Raw genomic sequence first — 17,284 nt, 5'->3', positions numbered from 1 at the left:
TGATGTGCAAATGTTCCGTCAGCGCAGCTTGAGTAGCGGGCGAGACGCATAAGGCGTTGCATCGAGAAAATCATCCGGAGCGTTTTCGGTCGTGGGCAGCAGCGGTCTCTTGTCGATCGACCTCGGTCTTCGTGGCGCGGCGGCAGGGTTAGCGTTGCTGATCGCGGCTGTGGGGCTGCGGGATCTCCGTGACAGCACGGTCGCACGCCTCGGCGCGGCGGTCGCGATCAGCGCAGCCGCTTCCGCAATCTGTTCGGCGCCGAATTTTCCGCGGCCCTGGCAATGGTGGGGTCTGATTCTGCTGGCATTGGCGGCCGGCGGCGGGGTCCTGTTCTGGCTTTGGGCGCGTGCGGCCTTCGATGACGACTTCGTGCTGCAGCGCTGGCATGGCGCCCTGTGGGTCGTGTTGGCCGGCACCGAAGTGCTCATCGCCGGCGGGGCCATCGATTGGCCGATGCCCGGACAGGTGCTCGACCGTGCGGTGCAGATCGCATCTCTTGGCCTGACTCTCTTGGCCGTGGTGCAGGTGCTCGTGACATGGCGAGCGGACATGGTGGAGGGACGACGGCGGCAGCGGCTGGTCATTCTGATCGGAGCGTCGGTCTACACCGCCATTGTGACATTGCTGAACTTTTTTCCGCCGCTATCGCCTTCCGGGGCGTCGATCGCGAGCGCCGCCAAGGCTTTCGGCCTCTGCGTGCTGATGGGCCTCTATGGCTGGAGTCTGTTGCAGGCGGTCGGAATGCCCGAAGGCCCCCGGCCTCTCCCGGCGACAGACATCCTCGGCGATATCAGCGCGGTCGCATCGGAAGCGGAGGACAAGCCTCCCGTCATCGAGCCGGCCTTGTTGCGCCGGCTGCAGCACCTGATGATCGTCGATCGCGCCTATCGGCGCGAGGGGCTGACCATCGGCGTGCTGTCCGCCGAGCTTGATGTGCCGGAATACCGGCTGCGGCAGCTCATCAACGAAGGCCTGGGTCGCCGCAATTTCAATGCCTTTCTCAACCGCTACCGGATCGAGGAAGCCAAGGCGGCGCTGGCCGACCCCGGACAAAAGGACGTACCGGTCCTGACGATCGCGATGGACACCGGCTTCCAGTCGATCGGGCCGTTCAACCGCGCCTTCAAGGCCGCCACCGATCTGACCCCAACCGAATTCCGGCAGCTTGCCATGGCGAGGAATGCATTGATCCCGTTGAAAGCGGGCGCCAGTTCAGCAATCGGCAAGCCGGACTGAGGAATCGGCTAACCGCATTTCAGGATTTGGCGAGATGGAACCAAAACGATCGGGCAGGCTCTCCGGGCGAAGTATGGGAATCCCGGTTTGGGATCGTCTGAAAGGCTCCCCAATGAAAATCATCCAGGCATCATGCGTGGCCGCGCTCGCACTCTGTCTGGTGGGTACGGCGCTTGCCGACGATTTGCAGGCCGTCGGTGATCCCGACATTACAGGCTTTTCGGCGCGGCGCCTGGCGCGCATGACCGCCTGGTTCGAGGCGCAGACCAAGAAGGGCGACCCCTCCGGTTTCGTCGTGGCGATCGCCCGGGGCGGAAAGCTCGCTTATTTGCAGCCGACCGGCTTTGCGGACCCGGACAGGAAGATTCCGATGCGGCCGGATTCGATCTTCCGCATCGGCTCGATGACCAAGCAGATCACCAGCGTCGCCACCATGATCCTGGTCGATGACGGCAAGCTCGAACTCGATGCCCCCGTCGCACAATATCTGCCGGAGTTGAGGGACATGCAGGTCGTCAAGAAGGATCCGGCGACCGGGGATGCAACACTGATCGAGCTCGAGCCTGCCAGGCGTGCGATGACGATCCGCGATCTCCTGCGCAACACGTCCGGCCTTGTCTATGCAAGCCCCGACTATGCCGATCCCGGATTTGGCAATGCGGCGATCCATGCGCTTTATGGCGTCAGGGCGCCGTTCCGGCGCGACAAGACCATAGCTTCCCTGATCACTGGTCTTGGTACGCTCCCGCTTCTGCACCAGCCCGGCGAAGTCTGGGAATATTCGGTCGGTTACGACGTGCTCGGCCGCGTCATTGAAGTCGTCTCGGGCCAGACCTTCGACAAATTTCTGCAAAGCCGCCTGTTCGCGCCACTGCGGATGATCGATACCGGTTTCCACGTGCCGGAGGACAAGCTCGCCCGTCTCGTCGCCGTGCCGGGCGCGCAGCCCGCACCGCTGACGGTTGGCGACGTCGCCAAGCCACAAACGTTCTTTTCGGGTGGTGGCGGGATCGTTTCGACGGCGCCGGACTTCCTGCGCTTCTGCCAGATGCTGCTCAACGGCGGCGAGCTCGACGGTGCGCGCATCCTGAAACCGGAAACGGTCCGGCTGATGACGACAAATTCGCTGCCATCAGAAATGCACATGGCGGGACACGAAGCCGGTCCCGCGTTTGGGACGGGGTGGGGGCTCGGCTTCGCGGTTCGCACCAATCCGGATTTCAGTTGGATTCCGGGCGCGGTCGGGAGCTACAACTGGCAGGGAAGTTGGGGCACGTTCTTCTCGGTCGACCCGGCCCAGAAGCTGATCCTTGTCATGATGATGCAGCGACCGGAGCACCGTGCGAACGGATTCTATTTCAACGCAATCCGCCGTCTGCCTTATGCGGCGTTGAAGGTTCCGGAAGTTTCGACGCCCGCCGCGTCAACGCAATTGAACCCGCGCGAGCTTACGGAATTTGCCGGACGCTACGATTTTGGCGGATCCGTCAGTTCACTGGACAGGCAGACCGCGCTTCTCGTCGACAGTAACGGTTGGACCGGTCTTGAGTCCGTTGTCGCGGAGACAGATGGCCTGAGGGTGCTCAAGCCGACCAACGGAGGGCCGGCCGCGAGAGCCGGCGTGATGGCCCAAGATCTCATCACTGCAATCGACGACCGGTCGATCAAGGGCCTCGGCCTGGAAGCGATCTTTCGACGGATTTCGGGTCCGTTCAACGCGCCGATCAAGCTCAGGATCATCAGACAGAACCAGGCCGATCCACTCGTCATCACCTTTGCCCGGGAAGCGGTGCCGTCGCACAGTGTCGAGCTCCAGGTCCGCACAGCCGACGGCAGGCTTGTGGTTGAAGCAACCGGCGCCTGGTCGATCCTTGATTTCGACAAGGGCAAGACGACGCCGGTCGCGGTCCGCTCGAAGGATGAATTCCAGGTCGAGAGCGGTGACCATACGCGGATCGCCTTCGTCAGAGACGCCGCCGGCAAAGTCAGCGGCGCGGTGCTCAATCCGGGACCCTGGGAGCAACGCGGCGCGCTCGCCCAATAGGTCACTCGCGGATCTTGATCCCGGCGTCCTTCACGACCGTGCCCCAGTGCGCGATCTGCGACTTGATATGCGCACCGAACTCTTCGGGCGTGCCGCCGGCGGGCTCGGCTGCGATCTTCGAGAACGCCTCGCGCACGCTCGCCTGCGACAAGGCCTTGTTGATCGCCTCGTTCAGTGTGCCGATGATGGCGTCCGGTGTGCCGCTCTTGACGACGAAACCAAACCAGTCCGCGATAATGAGCTCGGGGAATCCCGCCTCGACGACGGTGGGAACGTCCTTCAGGGCCGCCATGCGCGTTGGTGCCGTGACGGCGAGCGCCCGGAGTTTGCCGGAGGCAATCAATTCGAGAACAGGCAGAGGCGTGATGAACTGATAGTGGTTGGTGCCGTTGATGAGATCCCCGATCGCCTGCGGCAGGGCCCGGTAGGGGACGTGCGTCACGCGCACCCCGGTCTGAAGCCTGAACTGTTCGCCTGCGAGATGGGCTGGCGTGCCCATCCCGCCTGATGAGAATGTGAGCTTGTCGGGCTGGCTCTTCAGCAAGGCGACAAGCTCCGCCATCGACTTGGCAGATACCGACGGATTGGCAACCAGAACGTGATGCGCGGTCATGACCTTGATGACCGGTGCGAAGTCAGTGTCGTGCCGAAAGGCTATGTTCGGCAGCAGTGCGGGAGCCGCCGAGGCGCTCAGCGTGAAGGCCAGGATCGAATATCCGTCCGCCGGCTGCTTGAGGACCTCGCCGGCTGCAAGCGTCGCGGCGGCCCCGGGTTTGTTCTCGACGATAATCCGCCAGCCTTCGCTCCGCCCGAGCTCGTTCGCGACAATGCGCGTGATGATGTCCGGCGGCGAGCCCGCGTTGCTTCCGACGAAGATGCGGATCATGCCCGACGGGTAGGATTGCGCGAGCGCCGGCTGGGCCATTGCTCCCAGGCTCACTGCCAGCAGGAGGCGCCAGAGCCAACGGATTCCCCGGAATGTTTGCGTTGCCATTCTCACCCTCCTCGGGATGCGCAGCATCGTGCTGCCTCGGATGTCTCGCTCGCGAAGGATCGGGCCGAGATGTGCAAGACACCACAAAAATCGGAGCGGATTCCGGTAAGCGGAACGCTGGATTCCGGACTGCGGAACGCTGGACTCGGCGGGGCGGAACGGGAAAAATGGCCGGGCTCGACGGGCGATGAGGAATCGGCAATGCCGAAGGTCGAAACAATCCGGGGATTGGAGCGAGGACTGCAGGTCCTCAAGTTTCTTCACTCGGAACCGATTTCGTCACTGCACGACATCCATCGCGCAACGGCGATATCCAAGCCCAGCCTGCTGCGCATTCTCAACACGCTGGAGCGGGCGGGCATGGTCGCGCGGCGTCTGGCCGACGGCCGCTATCGGCTCAGCGTTTTCACGGACGTGGTGCGAAAGCGGGACCGGTACGACCGGGTTGCCGAGGCTGCGGCGCCCGTTCTGGCGCAGCTGTGCAAGAAAGTGAAATGGCCGTCCGATCTGTTCGTGCCCGCCGGCAACTGCTTGGAAAGACGCGAGACGACAATGCCGCACAGTCCATTCGTGCTCCCGGGGCATGACGGCCGGATTGGCAACCGGGTGGGGTGGCTGATGACGGGCGTCGGGCGCGCCTATCTCGCCTGGTGTCCGGAAAAGGAACGGGAGGCGACTTTGCGCACACTCCGGAAATCCGGCAACCCGGAGGATTGGCTCGCGCGCGAGCCGAGGAAGCTCGAGCGAATTCTCGGTGAGGTGCGGCACCGGGGTTACGCAACACGCGACCCAAGCTACGTGGCCGGCCGATACGGAGAAATGCCGGTCGATGATGGAGCAGCCGCGATAGCCGTCGCGCTATTCGATGGCAGGCGCGTTCATGGCTCGATCAATTTTCGCTGGATCAGGACGGCATTCACGGTGGAGGATTTTGCAGCCCGGCACCTTGCCGATCTGCAGAATGCAGCACGCGAGATCGTGGGCTCTCTGCAGAGGCCGGCCAGCAGGTAGCTGATTGGCTTCGCGGCTGAAGGTCGAATTGCTAGAGCTAGATCAGTCGCAGCCCCTTCAAGCTCGCATGCCCGTTCTTGCCGACGATGATGTGGTCGTGGACGGAGATGCCGAGCGGGGCGGCGATGTCGACGATTGCCTTGGTCATCAGGATGTCCGCCTGCGAGGGCGTCGGATCGCCGGACGGGTGGTTGTGCACCAGGATCAGCGCGGTCGCGGATAATTCCAGCGCGCGCTTGATCACCTCGCGCGGATAGACCGGGGTGTGGTCGACGGTGCCGGTCTGCTGCACCTCGTCCGCAATCAGCTGGTTGCGCTTGTCGAGGAACAGCAGGCGAAATTGTTCCTTGTCGGCGAACGCCATGCCGCTGCGGCAATAGCCGATCACGTCGTTCCAGGACGACAGCGCGATGCTGCGCTTGATCTCGCCTTTTGCCACCCGGCTCGCGGCCGCCGCGAGCAGCTTGATCTGGTGGACGGACGCATCGCCGATCCCGTCGACTTCGCGTAGGCGCACTTCCGGCGCGTGGACGACTTCGGCAAAGGAGCCGAACTTCTTCAGCAGCAGTTTGGCCAGCGGCTTGGTGTCGCGCCGGGGCAGGGCCGGGAATAGCGCCATCTCCAGCAGCTCATAATCGCTGAGCGCGTCCGGCCCGGCGCTGTAGAAGCGCTCGCGCAGCCGCTCGCGATGGCCGTGGTAATGCGGCGTCTCGGCGGGTTCGCTATTGGGGTCGCTCTTCTTGGCGGGCATCGATATCAAGCATGCCGTGCCGGCCAGCTTTTGCAACTCTGAAGTGCGGGGCGGCGGTGGATTTCGGGTAGAGAAAAGGCGCCGCACTAAATGCGGCGCCCCCTTGTTTCGAACCAGCCCTCGCCTCAAGCTTTCACGGCCGCGAATGCATAGCCGTTGCCATCCTTCGACAGCGTGCCGACATTCGGGAAGCCGAAATGATAGCCGGCGATCATGCCCTTCTCGGCAATGACGCGATCGAAGAAAGCGCGGCGCGTGGCTTCCGCTTTCGGCCCATCGGCATCGAAGCTGGAGAACCAGCCGGGGTTCCTGACGAACAGCTGGTGCATGCCGGTGACGTCGCTCTGGATGAAGAGCTGCTGTCCGCCCGAGGCCACCAGGAAGGACATGTGTCCGACCGTATGACCAGGCGTGGCGATCGCTTTCACGCCGGGCGCGAGGTCGGCGCCGTCGCTGTATTGCTTGACGTTCTTCCAGGTCGGGAACGTCGCCTGGATGCGCTTGACCATCGGACGGTTGGCTTCCGGCACCTTCTCCACCAGCGCCGGATCGGTCCAGTACTTGAACTCGACCTCGGGCATCATGATTTCCGCGTTCGGGAACACCGGCGCGCTCGTCTCCTTCACCCACAGGCCGGAGATGTGGTCGCCATGGAAATGCGAGATCACCACCGTGGAGACGGTCGCGGGATCGAGGCCGGCGGCCTTCATGTTGTCCGCGAGCTTGCCGACCGTGGCCGGACCGTTGCCGCCAAAGCCGGTATCGAACAGCACGACCTTGCCGCCGGTCCGGATCGCCGTGACGGTAAAGGGATTGTCGATCTTGTCAGGCCCGATGCCCGCCGCGCTCAGCGCCTTCTTGACGTCGTCGAGCGAGGCATTCTTGACCATCGCTTCAGTGACGGTGCGCTCGACGGATCCCTCATGCAGGCTGAAGACCTCGATATCCCCGACCTTGTATTTGAGGCTGTCCGCGGCGCGCTGCGCGTGCGCCGCATCGATGAACGAAACCGGTCCCTTGAGGCCGAAAACGAGCGCGGCCCCCGTGCTCCCGAGAATCAGATCTCTGCGTGAAATCTCGAACATTGTTCTTGCTCCCTTGGTTGATCGCCCGTCGGAGGCCCCGACCGAGAGCGTCCGCGTCGAGTTCTACCCCGTCGCGCGCGGCGTATTCCGCAGGGATTCAAGTTAAGGGACCGGCATCTTGCCGCAGGAGAGCAGGCGGCGGGATTTGTATTGAGAACGATTTGCAACTAGGGCCTTTGGCCGTCGTCCTCACGGCATCGCGTCGTGCACAGGGATCAACGGTATGGTGCAGAAAGTTGGGCTCGATCGGAATTTAATCCGTAACCCCAACTACGCCTTGGCCAGCGGCTTCTCGGCGTGGCGCTGCGACAGCGTGAAGATTTCGACGCCATCAGCGGTTACGCCGACTGAATGCTCGAACTGCGCCGACAGCGAGCGGTCGCGCGTGACAGCGGTCCAGCCGTCGGACAGGATCTTCACATGCGGCTTGCCGAGATTGATCATCGGCTCGATGGTGAAGAACATGCCGGGCTTCAGCGCCACGCCTTCGCCGGGCCGGCCGATATGGATGATGTTGGGCTCGTCGTGGAACATGCGCCCCAAACCATGGCCGCAAAAATCGCGCACTACGCTCATGCCTTGCGGCTCGACGAAACTCTGGATGGCGTGGCCGATGTCGCCGGTGGTGGCGCCGGGTTTTACGGCGGCAATGCCGCGCATCATCGCCTCATAGGTGACCTCGATCAGCCGCTCGGCCTTGCGGGCGATCGGGCCGATCACATACATGCGGCTGGAATCGCCGTACCAGCCGTCGACGATGAAGGTGACGTCGATATTGACGATGTCGCCTTCCTTCAGCGCGCGATCGCCGGGCATGCCGTGGCAGACCACGTGATTGATCGAGGTGCAGGTCGAATAGCGGTAGCCGCGATACATCAGCGTCGCCGGGTAGGCGCCGTGGCTGAAAGCAAAGTCGCGGACGAATTCGTCGATCCGCGAGGTGGGAATACCTTCCTTGATGATGTCGGTGAGCTCGTCGAGGCATTTGGCGACCAGGGCGCCCGCCTTGCGCATGCCGGCGAAACCGCTCGCACCATGCAGCTTGATCTGTCCGGTCTTTCGCAAGGAGGTATCTGTTGCTTCGATATAGCTCATGGGCGGGTCATGCTTCGGGAATTGAGGGCGTCAAAGGTTGATTTGCCGCCTAATTTAATGATCGCGGCCAGCAGTGCAAGCGGGCTGGGGGGCATCTAAACGCTTGATTTCAGCTGGAAACCTCCACCACGGATTCGACCGGCAGCGCCCCGCCCCGGACCCGGATTTCACGCACCGGATAGGGAACCCGGATGCCCTCGCGTTTGAAGGCGTCCCACAGCGCCAGCATCACGTCGCTCTTCACGGTGTCCATGCCGTCGGGGTCTGATATCCAGAAGGTCAGGGAGAATTTCATCCCGGCCTCGGCGAATTCGGTCAGGATGCAGTTCGGCGGCTTGTTCTTGATGGCGCGGGGCGCGGCCGCGGCGATCTCGATGGCCAGCTTGCAGACCAGCCGCGGATCGGCGTCGTAATTGGTGCCGAACAGCACCTTCACCAGCGTGTTCTTGTCGGTATAGGTCCAGTTCACGACCTTCTGGGTCACCAGATCCTCGTTCGGGATCAGGAATTCGCGGCCGTCGCCGGCGGCGACCGAAATGTAGCGCGTCTTCATCGCGCTGATCCGCCCCGAACTGTCGCCGATGGTGACGAGATCGCCGGGCTTTACCGACTTGTCCGCCAGCAGGATGATGCCCGAGATGAAATTGGCGACGATCTTCTGCAGGCCGATACCGATACCGACGCCGACCGCACCGGAGAATACCGCGAGCGCGGACAAATTGATGCCGACGGCGCTGAGCGCGATGATGATCGCCAGCACCATCAGGCCCATGCGGATCATCTTCACCAGCAGCACCTGGATCGACGGCGTCAGGTCCGCGGAGCGGGTGATGCGGCTTTCGACGAAGTTGCTGGCGATGTTGGTCAGCCACAGCGCCACGATCAGGAGGGCGCCGAGCTTGATCAGGACCAGCGGCGTCAGCCGCAATCCACCGAGCACGATCGAGGCCGCATCCGAATCCAGCAAGTCCAGGGTCGGTTGCAGCTGGCCGACGACGCTGAGCGCCGCGACCAGCCAAGCCGACAGCGATACCAGGCGGACGATGAACTCGTTGCGAATGACTGACGTCACCAGGCGAATGACCAGCCAGGCCAGCGCCAGCTTGGCGCAGACCGCCAGCAGATAGCTGCGGCTCGGCCAGGTCGAGTGGTACATCGTGATGCGGGCGGCGATCATCAGGACGGCGAACACCGCGGTGGAGGCGCTGAAGACCAGCACGCGGGCGAAGTGCCTGAGCGGCAGCGGCAAGCCCATCGCGAACGAGGTCATGTCGACGCGCGAACGAATGGCCGCGTCGCTCGCATAGGCGATGCCTGCGCCGGCGAGGATCAGGCCAAACTGCAGATAGAACCAGGGCGAGGTGACCTCCGCGCCGAGCGACCGCGCGGTGGTGTGCAGCAACTCGATAATCTCTTTCGGATCCATCGGCAAAATCTCGTTCGGGGCCAGCTTGCTTATCAAGCCGCCCCATCATGCAAAATTGATTCGAAGCGCTGGCAGATTCCCACAAGCCCGCTGCGGATGCCATCGATACCAGGCGTCCGCAAGGGCAAGTTAGGCCGATAAACCGGGCACATTGCCGCTATCTGGAGAAAATGAGTTGGCGTTCAACTGTGGCGACGATAAGGATGCATTTGCAAGTATTTGCCCAACGTTGCAGAGCTGCAAATCTTCTCTAGATTCGAGGCTTCCCTAAATTTATGGCTTCTCTCGATTCAGTAAGTCTGGCGATTTTGCTCGGGGCCGTCCTGATAATGGCCGGAATTCTCTCGAGCCTGCTGGCGCTGCGCTTTGGCGCGCCGTTGTTGCTGGTCTTCCTGCTGATCGGCATGCTGGCGGGCGATTCCGGGCCCGGCCAGCTCAGCTTCGACGACGTGCGCTCGACCTATCTGGTGGGGTCGGTGGCGCTGGCGCTGATCCTGTTCGATGGCGGTCTGAAAACGCGGTTTCAAAGCATCCGGGCTGTGCTGGCGCCGTCCACCGTGCTGGCGACGGTCGGCGTGTTGCTCACCGCCCTGGTCACGGCGCCGTTCGCCAAATACGTGCTCGATCTGAACTGGAGCGAGTCGCTGCTGGTCGGCGCCGTGGTCGCCTCGACCGATGCGGCGGCGGTGTTCCTGCTGGTGCATGCGCAGGGCCTGCGGCTGCGCCCCCGGGTGGGTGCGACGCTGGAAGCCGAATCCGGCACCAACGACCCCTTCGCGGTGTTCCTCACGCTGATGCTGGTCCAGTACATTTCGCTCGGTCAAAGCTCGGCCGCGCATATCGCGCTGGAATTCATCCGTGAAGCCGGGCTCGGCGCCGTCGTCGGCGTGATCGGCGGCCGTCTGGTGGTGGTGGGGCTCAATCGCGTGGCGCTGCCGCAAGGCCTGCATGCGCCCTTTGTCGCCACCGCGGCGCTGGTGATTTTCGGGGCGGCGCAGATCGCGCACGCCAGCGGCTTTCTCGCGGTCTATCTCGCCGGCATCATCATCGGCAACCGGCCGACGCGCGCGCATAATTCGGTGGTGACGTTCCTCGACGCCGCGACCTGGCTGGCGCAGATCGTGATGTTCGTGATGCTCGGCCTGCTGGTGTCGCCGCAGCGGCTGGTGAGCAGCATCGGTCCGGCCGTGCTGGTGGCGCTGGTGCTGATGCTGCTGGCGCGGCCGCTGGCGGTGTTTCTATGTCTCGCGCCGTTTCGCTTCAACTGGCGGGAAAAGCTCTTCATCGCCTGGACCGGCCTGCGTGGCGCGGTCGCGATCTTCCTGGCGTCGATCCCGATGCTGGTGGGGCTGTCGAAAGCCTATCTCTATTTCGACGTCGCCTTTGTCGTCGTCTTCATCTCGCTGCTGCTGCAGGGCTGGACGCTGGCGCCGGCGGCGCGGCTGCTGCATGTGGCGCTACCACGCGCGGACCGTGGCCCGCGCCGTGTCGAGCTCGATCTGCCCGGCCAGCTGGAGCAGCAACTGGTCGGCTACCCCGTGCGTTCAAAGAGCCTTTATTTCCGGCGCGGGCTGATTCCGTCGTGGTCGAAGCCGACGCTGGTGATCCGCGACGAGCGGATCCTCTCGCCCGTCGAGGCCGATCCGATCGCACCCGGCGATTACATCTACCTGCTGGCGCCGCCGGAAAAGGCCGAAGCGCTGGATCGATTCTTTGTCGACATGGCGCCGAGTTCGGCGCCCGATCCGCATCTGCTCGGCGATTTCACGGTGTCGGGCGAGCACACGCTGGGTGAACTTGCCGAGATCTACGGCGTTGCGGTCGGTGAAGACCAGGCCAAGCTGACGCTGGCGGATTATTTCGACATCCACCTTGACCACGCGCCAAAGGAAGGCGCGGAACTGGTGCTGGATCCCATCGTCCTGGTCGCGCGCAGCATCAGTGGCGGCCGGGTCAGTGTCATCGGCCTGCGGCTGCCCGAGGATGAGGAAATGGCCGTGCCCCTGACGCGCATGCAGCGGCTCAGGCGCAAGCTTGCCGAGACATGGTCGCAGGTCGCGGGGGTCTAGGCCTCGTTTTTGCCGGAGCGGCATCGAATATGCGCTGTTGAGGAACGGGCAGACTATCATTAGCTTGGGTCCAACTTAGGGAAACGCAGGAGACACAACAATGTCCGGTCCGTCCGACGATCAACTGGGCTTTGCGCCCGACTACGATGCTCCGGTCCCCTATATGCAGCGGACCCGCGATTATTATGCCGCGATCGGCTACACCACGCCCTACCGCTGGGCGCATTACGTCGATGCGCCGTTCCAGCCGCTGAAGAAGCCGCTGGCGCAATCGCGGGTGACCATCGTTACGACCGCCGCGCAATATGACCCCACCAAGGGCGATCAGGGTCCGGGTGCGGCGTATAATGGCGGCGCGAAATTCTACACGGTGTATGACGGCGATACTTCGAAAGCGCACGATCTGCGGATCTCGCATATCGGCTATGACCGCAAGCACACGACGGCAACCGACAGCGGCACCTGGTTTCCGCTACCGCAGCTTCTGAAGGCGCAAGCCGCGGGGCGGATCGGCGAGGTGGCGCCGCGCTTCTTCGGCGCGCCGACCAATCGCAGTCATCGCGTCACCATCGATACCGACGCGCCGGAAATCCTTGAGCGTTGCCTCGCCGACAACGTCGATGTCGCGGTGCTGGTGCCGAACTGCCCGGTGTGCCACCAGACCTCGGCTTTGGTCGCGCGCCATCTCGAAGCCAATGGCATCGCCACCGTGGTGATGGGCTGCGCCAAGGATATCGTCGAGCACGCCGCCGTGCCGCGTTTCCTGTTCTCGGACTTTCCGCTCGGCAACTCCGCCGGCAAGCCGCAGGATGTGGCCTCGCAGGCAGAGACGCTCGAACTGGCGCTGCGCCTGTTGGAAACCGCGTCCGGCGCGCGCACCACGATGCAATCGCCGCTGCGCTGGAGCGACGATGCCTCCTGGAAGCTCGACTACAACAACATCGCGCAGATGAGCCCGGAAGAACTGGCCCGGCGCCGCGCCGAGTTCGACAAGCAAAAAGAAATCGCGCGCGGCAACCGCGCGGCGTGACGCGGCCGCTTTGCCGTCATTGCGAGCGCAGCGAAGCAATCCGTCTCTCCGCACAAAGAAAGAATGGATTGCTTCGTCGCTTAGCTCCTCGCAATGACGCCAAATATAGTCTTGCGCTGAGACGCTCAGGAGGACCTCCATTGACCCGACCGTTCGAAGGCGTGAAGATTCTCGACTTCACGCAGGTGCTGGCCGGCCCCTATGCGAGCTACCAGCTCGCGCTGCTCGGCGCCGACGTCATCAAGGTGGAGCGGCGCGAGGGCGAGGACATGCGCCGGACGCCGCTCTCCCGCGAATGGGCCGAGCGCGGTCTCGCTCCCGGCTGGCAGGCGATCAATGGCAACAAGCGCAGCCTGACGCTCGACCTGCAAAAGCCGGAAGCGATCGCGATCGTCAAGCAGCTCGCGGCGCAGGCCGACGTGGTGATGGAGAATTTCCGTCCCGGCGTGATGGACAAGCTCGGCATCGGTTATGCTGCGCTGTCCGCGATCAACCCGCGGCTGATCTATTGCGCGATCTCGGGTTTCGGCCAGACCGGTCCGGCGCGGCTCGGCGCCGGCTATGACGGCAAGATCCAGGCCCTGTCAGGCATCATGTCCATTACGGGCCATGCCGAGACCGGGCCGACCCGCGCCGGCTTTGCGGTCTGCGACGTCTTGTCCGGTTCGACCGCGGCGTTTGGCGTATCGAGCGCGCTGTTCCAACGTACCCATACCGGCAAGGGACAGATGGTCGACGTCTCCATGCTGGAGGCGACGCTGGCGTTTCTTTCAGGACAGGTGGCGGATTACGCGGTTGCCGGTCATCGCCAGCAACTCTCCGGCAATCAGGCCGTCAGCCGCCGGCCGACCGCCAATTTGTTCAAGGCCGGCGACGGCTATCTCCTGCTCGCCGTCAACAGCGAGAAGCAGTATCAGTCGCTGATGAAGGCGCTCGGCCGCACTGACGCACTGGAAGATCCGCGCTTCGTCGACTGGTTCGCGAGGCAGGAAAACGAGCCGGCCTTGCGCGCCATCATCGAGGACGCGCTGTCGAAGAAAGACCCGCGCGAGTGGGAGACGGTCCTGGAAGCGGCCGGCGCGCCCTGCGCCAGCATCTGGAAGGTCGAGGAAGTGATCGATCATCCGCAGATCGCAGCGCGCGGCGCGATTCAGGAGATCGACACGCCCTATGGCCGGCTGCGTTTTGCCGGCAGCGGGTTTCAGCTCGCCCATGGCGGCGGCAAGCTCGACCGCATGGCGCCCGAACTCGGCGCCCATACCGACGAGGTGCTGGCCTCGCTCGGCTACGATGCGGGCGCGATCGCGGATTTGCGCGCGCGCGAAGTCGTTTAGCGAGTCACCCCTGAGGCGGACGCCAACACCACCGGCATGAGTATCCAGATCTCATCGTCATGCGCCTTCGATGATGATGAAGTCGGCATCCGCGTTCGCCTGGCGGATCACCTTTGCCTTCTGATATTCGTCGCTGCGGTAGCAGGCGGTCGCCGTTGCGAAATCCGCGAACTCGACCACGACGTTGCGTTCCCGTGCCTGTCCCTCCATCAGCTCGTACGCGCCGCCGCGCACGATGAATTTGGCGTCGAACTTTTCGAAGGCCGGGCGCGCCGCGGCGAGGTAGTCCGGGTATTGCGCCGGCTGATGAACGCTGACGCGTACGATCCAGTATGCTTTGGCCATGATGGTTTCTCCGTTTCAGGTCTGGTGATGTGAGATCAGGTCAATCTGGTTGAGTTGCGCGGCCGCGCGTAGCGTTTGGCGGCAAGGCGCACCTGTTCGTCGATGTAGCTTCGCGCGATGCCGATATCCCTCAGCGAGTGGTCGCTCAGGCTGTGCAGCTCCGCCGCCGCCAGCCGCTGCCGCCGCCAGCGCCAAAGTGCCGCGCCGGCCGTTCGCAGGGCACGAAAGGCGTTCAGGGCGAGAGAGCCGGTGTCGAGTCGAACCAGTTTCATAATGGTGATCAGCATGATCGTTTCTCTTTCAAAGGTGATGCCGGTGACGCCGTCGTTTCGTTGTTACTGACGGTGATTGAGATGGTGCGTTCGGCTGCGCCAGCGCGCGGGCAGGAGGGTGTCGCGCAAGGCGAACGCGTCACAGGCGACCGATGACAGCAGGCGCACGCCGCGCGCGGCAGCCGCAAACCCCCGGACGACGGTGTCACCGATAGCCGCAGCTCTGGCGGTTCGTGCCTGTCGGACCATCCGCTCCGTCAGTAAAAGAAGCTTCACCGGCGAGGCCCGGCGGATGTCGGACGGGTCGCCTTGCATTCCATGTGCTGTTGCCATCGTGACCTCCATCGATCGCGGCTTGCGCCGCCGGGTCTTCCGGGGCGCTGCGATGGGACCTCTTTACGGCCGAGCATTCATCACATAAAATGAATAATTATGATGATTATGATACCGTGGAGAGATGTATGGATTTGTCCGATCTGAAGATCTTTAGTGCGGTCGTACGCGAGGGCGGCGTGACGCGCGCCGCGGAGCATTTGCATCGCGTCCAATCCAACGTCACGACGCGGATCCGCCAGCTCGAGGACGACATCGGCGTTGCGCTCTTTATTCGCGAGGGCAAGCGCCTGCATCTTGCCCCGGCCGGTCAGGTGCTGCTCGATTACGCGGACCGTCTGCTCGCGCTGGCCGATGAAGCGCGCAACGCGGTGCAGGATCCGCGGCCGAGGGGAATCTTTCGCCTGGGCGCGATGGAGAGCACCGCGGCCGTTCGCTTGCCGGGACCGGTCAGCGAGTATCATCGTCTCTATCCGGAGGTGGAGTTCGAACTGCGCACCGGCAATCCGCCGACGCTGTCAAAGGCAATCCTGGCCGGCGAGCTCGATGCTGCGCTGGTGACGTTGCCGATAGCGGACGCTTTGTTCGAAAAGGTCGCGGTGTTCGAGGAGGAGCCGGTGATCGTTTCCGCGGCCGGCACGCCGGCAATCGGTCAAGGCAAGAACAAAGGCAAGACAGAATACTTTCCGAGAACCATCATTGCCTTCGAGCACGGTTGCCCGCATCGCAAGCGGCTGGAGGACTGGTACGCGCTTCGCGACCAGATGCCGGAGCGCACGATCGAACTCGGCTCCTACCATGCGATGCTTGGATGTGTGGCGGCGGGAATGGGCGTTGCGCTGTTGCCGAAAAGCGTTCTCACCACGTTTCCAGAGAGCAAGCGCCTGCGGGTTCATCGGTTGCCGCCGGGCGAGAACAGGGCGGATACCTACCTGATCTGGCGCAAGGGCGCGGGCTCGCCGAAGATCCAGGCGTTGCGTGACGTGCTGGGTACCCACCGTGCAGGCAAGCGCATGAGCTAAAACGTCGCTTCGCCAGACTTCGTCACGGCGAACGCTGCAAAAGGGAGAAGGCCCCAGCCTTCGGCTGAGGCCTTCTTGCGACGGCCGTCAGCTTACAGATAGCGGCCGCAAACGTAGACGCGACGCGGTCCGAAGTCGGTCCACACCGTCCGCCAGCAGCTTCCGCCGATGTAGAACGATCCGAAGTGACCGTGGTGATGATGACCGTGGTGGTGGTGATGATGGCCATGACCGTGATGATGATGACCATGATGATGGCCGTGATGGCCACCATGGCCGTGGCCGTGTCCGCCATGACCGTGGCCACCGTGACCACCGGCCGAAGCCGGGGCAACAGCAGCAGCGGTCAGAGCGATCGCGGCAGCGGCTGCAAGAGCGAGTTTACGAAACATATTTGTAGTCTCCATTGTGCTAGGCGTGATTGCCTGATGCGCTTATGAGACGTGCCGCCCGCGAAAATAGTTCGAAAGATTTTTCTGAACGGGTGTTCAGGAAGTGACTATAAACACTGACTTTTTTGAGTTTTTCGCCGTTCAGATGTGATCTGGATCACGGACGACATCAAGCAGGCGTGCTGCCCGTCAGTACCTTCACTCCACCGAGCGCGGTGACGCGTCCATTGCGCAGCATCACGATCTGCGTTGCGAGCTGGCGCAGCTCGGCTGCATCGTGGCTGACATAGACCATCGGGATGCCTTCGTCGCGCAGCCGGATCAGATAGGGCAGGATTTCGACCTTGCGTCCCTCATCGAGCGATCCCAGCGGCTCATCGAGCAGCAGCAATCGCGGTTTCGACAACAGCGCGCGGCCGAGCGCGACGCGCTGACGCTCGCCGCCCGAGAGTTTTCCGGGCCGGCGATCCAGCAGGCCGCCGATGTCGAGCAGACCGGTGATGCGCGCATGCTGCGCCGGGTCCTCGGCGAGGCCGTTCATGCGCCGGCCGTAGTCGAGATTTTGCCGCACGTCGAGATGCGGAAACAGCCGGGCATCCTGGAACACGTAGCCGATGCGGCGGCGGTGCGGCGGCACGTGCGCGCCCGTCGTGGTGTCGTCGAGCGTTTCGCCATCGAGGGTGATGACGCCGCGGTCGGGCCGCAGCAAGCCCGCGATCATGTTGATCAGCGAGGTCTTGCCGGCGCCGGACGCGCCGAACAGGCCGGTGACGCGGCCCTCGCTGGTGAACGAGGCTTCCAGCGAGAACTCGCCAAGCTGCTTTGTGACCTCGACGCGCAGCAT

The 17,284-nt window shown here is 63.4% G+C and carries 17 protein-coding genes; 8 read left to right on the top strand and 9 right to left on the bottom strand.

Features of this window, described 5'->3' with window-relative positions; all coding sequences use genetic code 11:
- Positions 1-91 precede the first annotated feature (91 nt).
- Entirely contained in the window at positions 92-1,237 is a 1,146-nt protein-coding gene (locus JQ575_RS31620) for a helix-turn-helix domain-containing protein (RefSeq protein WP_212037097.1), read from the top strand.
- Between the two features lie 112 nt (positions 1,238-1,349).
- Entirely contained in the window at positions 1,350-3,281 is a 1,932-nt protein-coding gene (locus tag JQ575_RS31615) for a serine hydrolase domain-containing protein (protein WP_212037096.1), read from the top strand.
- A gap of 1 nt (position 3,282) precedes the next feature.
- On the opposite strand, the gene JQ575_RS31610 is transcribed toward JQ575_RS31615, so the two are convergent.
- The gene (locus tag JQ575_RS31610; protein WP_212037095.1) at positions 3,283-4,302 is read right to left on the bottom strand and encodes a tripartite tricarboxylate transporter substrate binding protein; all 1,020 of its coding nucleotides are present in this window, start codon (positions 4,300-4,302) and stop codon (positions 3,283-3,285) included.
- A gap of 174 nt (positions 4,303-4,476) precedes the next feature.
- On the opposite strand from JQ575_RS31610, the gene JQ575_RS31605 reads away from it, so the two are divergent.
- Positions 4,477-5,286, top strand: coding sequence for a helix-turn-helix domain-containing protein (locus JQ575_RS31605; RefSeq protein ID WP_212037094.1), 810 nt, complete (start codon positions 4,477-4,479; stop codon positions 5,284-5,286).
- A gap of 37 nt (positions 5,287-5,323) precedes the next feature.
- Here the strand turns inward: JQ575_RS31605 and radC are convergent, their stop codons facing one another.
- The 4 genes from radC to JQ575_RS31585 form a co-directional block, all read right to left on the bottom strand.
- Entirely contained in the window at positions 5,324-6,037 is a 714-nt protein-coding gene (gene radC, locus JQ575_RS31600; protein ID WP_212037093.1) for a RadC family protein, read from the bottom strand.
- Between the two features lie 125 nt (positions 6,038-6,162).
- Positions 6,163-7,122, bottom strand: a complete 960-nt coding sequence (locus JQ575_RS31595; RefSeq protein ID WP_212037092.1) for an MBL fold metallo-hydrolase — start codon at positions 7,120-7,122, stop codon at positions 6,163-6,165.
- 270 nt (positions 7,123-7,392) lie between these two features.
- Entirely contained in the window at positions 7,393-8,217 is an 825-nt protein-coding gene (map, locus tag JQ575_RS31590; RefSeq protein WP_212037091.1) for a type I methionyl aminopeptidase, read from the bottom strand.
- A 109-nt stretch (positions 8,218-8,326) separates the two neighbouring features.
- Positions 8,327-9,643: a mechanosensitive ion channel domain-containing protein gene (locus tag JQ575_RS31585; protein ID WP_212037090.1), complete on the bottom strand. Its 1,317-nt coding sequence runs from the start codon at positions 9,641-9,643 to the stop codon at positions 8,327-8,329.
- 275 nt (positions 9,644-9,918) lie between these two features.
- Between JQ575_RS31585 and JQ575_RS31580 the strand changes: the two genes are divergently transcribed.
- The 3 genes from JQ575_RS31580 (at position 9,919) to JQ575_RS31570 (ending at position 14,076) form a co-directional block, all read left to right on the top strand.
- A complete protein-coding gene (locus tag JQ575_RS31580) occupies positions 9,919-11,712 on the top strand; it encodes a potassium/proton antiporter (RefSeq protein ID WP_212037089.1) in 1,794 nt (597 codons plus the stop codon).
- 100 nt (positions 11,713-11,812) lie between these two features.
- Positions 11,813-12,742 (top strand): glycine/sarcosine/betaine reductase selenoprotein B family protein, encoded by a 930-nt coding sequence (locus tag JQ575_RS31575; RefSeq protein WP_212037088.1) that lies wholly within the window; start codon positions 11,813-11,815, stop codon positions 12,740-12,742.
- Positions 12,743-12,882: 140 nt separating this feature from the next.
- On the top strand, positions 12,883-14,076 hold the full coding sequence (locus tag JQ575_RS31570; protein ID WP_212037087.1) for a CaiB/BaiF CoA-transferase family protein: 1,194 nt from the start codon (positions 12,883-12,885) through the stop codon (positions 14,074-14,076).
- A 57-nt stretch (positions 14,077-14,133) separates the two neighbouring features.
- Here JQ575_RS31570 and JQ575_RS31565 read toward each other — a convergent pair whose 3' ends face one another.
- From JQ575_RS31565 to JQ575_RS31555, 3 genes are read right to left on the bottom strand one after another with little or no spacing between them, the layout of a single operon-like run.
- The gene (locus JQ575_RS31565) at positions 14,134-14,421 is read right to left on the bottom strand and encodes a DUF1330 domain-containing protein (protein ID WP_212037086.1); all 288 of its coding nucleotides are present in this window, start codon (positions 14,419-14,421) and stop codon (positions 14,134-14,136) included.
- A gap of 35 nt (positions 14,422-14,456) precedes the next feature.
- A complete protein-coding gene (locus JQ575_RS31560) occupies positions 14,457-14,708 on the bottom strand; it encodes a DUF1127 domain-containing protein (protein ID WP_212037085.1) in 252 nt (83 codons plus the stop codon).
- Positions 14,709-14,756: 48 nt separating this feature from the next.
- Positions 14,757-15,026: a hypothetical protein gene (locus JQ575_RS31555; protein WP_212037084.1), complete on the bottom strand. Its 270-nt coding sequence runs from the start codon at positions 15,024-15,026 to the stop codon at positions 14,757-14,759.
- Between the two features lie 128 nt (positions 15,027-15,154).
- On the opposite strand from JQ575_RS31555, the gene JQ575_RS31550 reads away from it, so the two are divergent.
- Both JQ575_RS31550 and JQ575_RS31545 read left to right on the top strand, forming a co-directional pair.
- Positions 15,155-16,048 carry a LysR family transcriptional regulator gene (locus JQ575_RS31550; protein ID WP_212037083.1) on the top strand — a complete coding sequence of 298 codons (894 nt, stop codon included), beginning with the start codon at positions 15,155-15,157 and terminating at the stop codon, positions 16,046-16,048.
- A 185-nt stretch (positions 16,049-16,233) separates the two neighbouring features.
- Positions 16,234-16,488 carry a hypothetical protein gene (locus JQ575_RS31545; RefSeq protein ID WP_212037082.1) on the top strand — a complete coding sequence of 85 codons (255 nt, stop codon included), beginning with the start codon at positions 16,234-16,236 and terminating at the stop codon, positions 16,486-16,488.
- Between the two features lie 121 nt (positions 16,489-16,609).
- Here the strand turns inward: JQ575_RS31545 and modC are convergent, their stop codons facing one another.
- The gene (gene modC / locus JQ575_RS31540) at positions 16,610-17,284 is read right to left on the bottom strand and encodes a molybdenum ABC transporter ATP-binding protein (RefSeq protein ID WP_212037081.1); all 675 of its coding nucleotides are present in this window, start codon (positions 17,282-17,284) and stop codon (positions 16,610-16,612) included.

This window comes from Bradyrhizobium sp. JYMT SZCCT0428, from assembly GCF_018131075.1.
Taxonomy (GTDB): domain Bacteria; phylum Pseudomonadota; class Alphaproteobacteria; order Rhizobiales; family Xanthobacteraceae; genus Bradyrhizobium.
This window is presented reverse-complemented; position numbering and strand designations above follow the sequence as displayed.

Excerpts from the sequence above, each read along its gene's own strand:
- JQ575_RS31615 (WP_212037096.1), top strand. The coding sequence starts at position 1,350 with ATGAAAATCATCCAGGCATCATGCGTGGCCGCGCTCGCACTCTGTCTG.
- JQ575_RS31610 (WP_212037095.1), bottom strand. The coding sequence starts at position 4,302 with ATGCTGCGCATCCCGAGGAGGGTGAGAATGGCAACGCAAACATTCCGG.
- JQ575_RS31605 (WP_212037094.1), top strand. The coding sequence starts at position 4,477 with ATGCCGAAGGTCGAAACAATCCGGGGATTGGAGCGAGGACTGCAGGTC.
- radC (WP_212037093.1), bottom strand. The coding sequence starts at position 6,037 with ATGCCCGCCAAGAAGAGCGACCCCAATAGCGAACCCGCCGAGACGCCG.
- JQ575_RS31595 (WP_212037092.1), bottom strand. The coding sequence starts at position 7,122 with ATGTTCGAGATTTCACGCAGAGATCTGATTCTCGGGAGCACGGGGGCC.
- map (WP_212037091.1), bottom strand. The coding sequence starts at position 8,217 with ATGAGCTATATCGAAGCAACAGATACCTCCTTGCGAAAGACCGGACAG.
- JQ575_RS31585 (WP_212037090.1), bottom strand. The coding sequence starts at position 9,643 with ATGGATCCGAAAGAGATTATCGAGTTGCTGCACACCACCGCGCGGTCG.
- JQ575_RS31580 (WP_212037089.1), top strand. The coding sequence starts at position 9,919 with ATGGCTTCTCTCGATTCAGTAAGTCTGGCGATTTTGCTCGGGGCCGTC.
- JQ575_RS31575 (WP_212037088.1), top strand. The coding sequence starts at position 11,813 with ATGTCCGGTCCGTCCGACGATCAACTGGGCTTTGCGCCCGACTACGAT.
- JQ575_RS31565 (WP_212037086.1), bottom strand. The coding sequence starts at position 14,421 with ATGGCCAAAGCATACTGGATCGTACGCGTCAGCGTTCATCAGCCGGCG.
- JQ575_RS31560 (WP_212037085.1), bottom strand. The coding sequence starts at position 14,708 with ATGCTGATCACCATTATGAAACTGGTTCGACTCGACACCGGCTCTCTC.
- JQ575_RS31555 (WP_212037084.1), bottom strand. The coding sequence starts at position 15,026 with ATGGCAACAGCACATGGAATGCAAGGCGACCCGTCCGACATCCGCCGG.
- JQ575_RS31550 (WP_212037083.1), top strand. The coding sequence starts at position 15,155 with ATGGATTTGTCCGATCTGAAGATCTTTAGTGCGGTCGTACGCGAGGGC.
- modC (WP_212037081.1), bottom strand. The coding sequence starts at position 17,284 with ATGCTGCGCGTCGAGGTCACAAAGCAGCTTGGCGAGTTCTCGCTGGAA.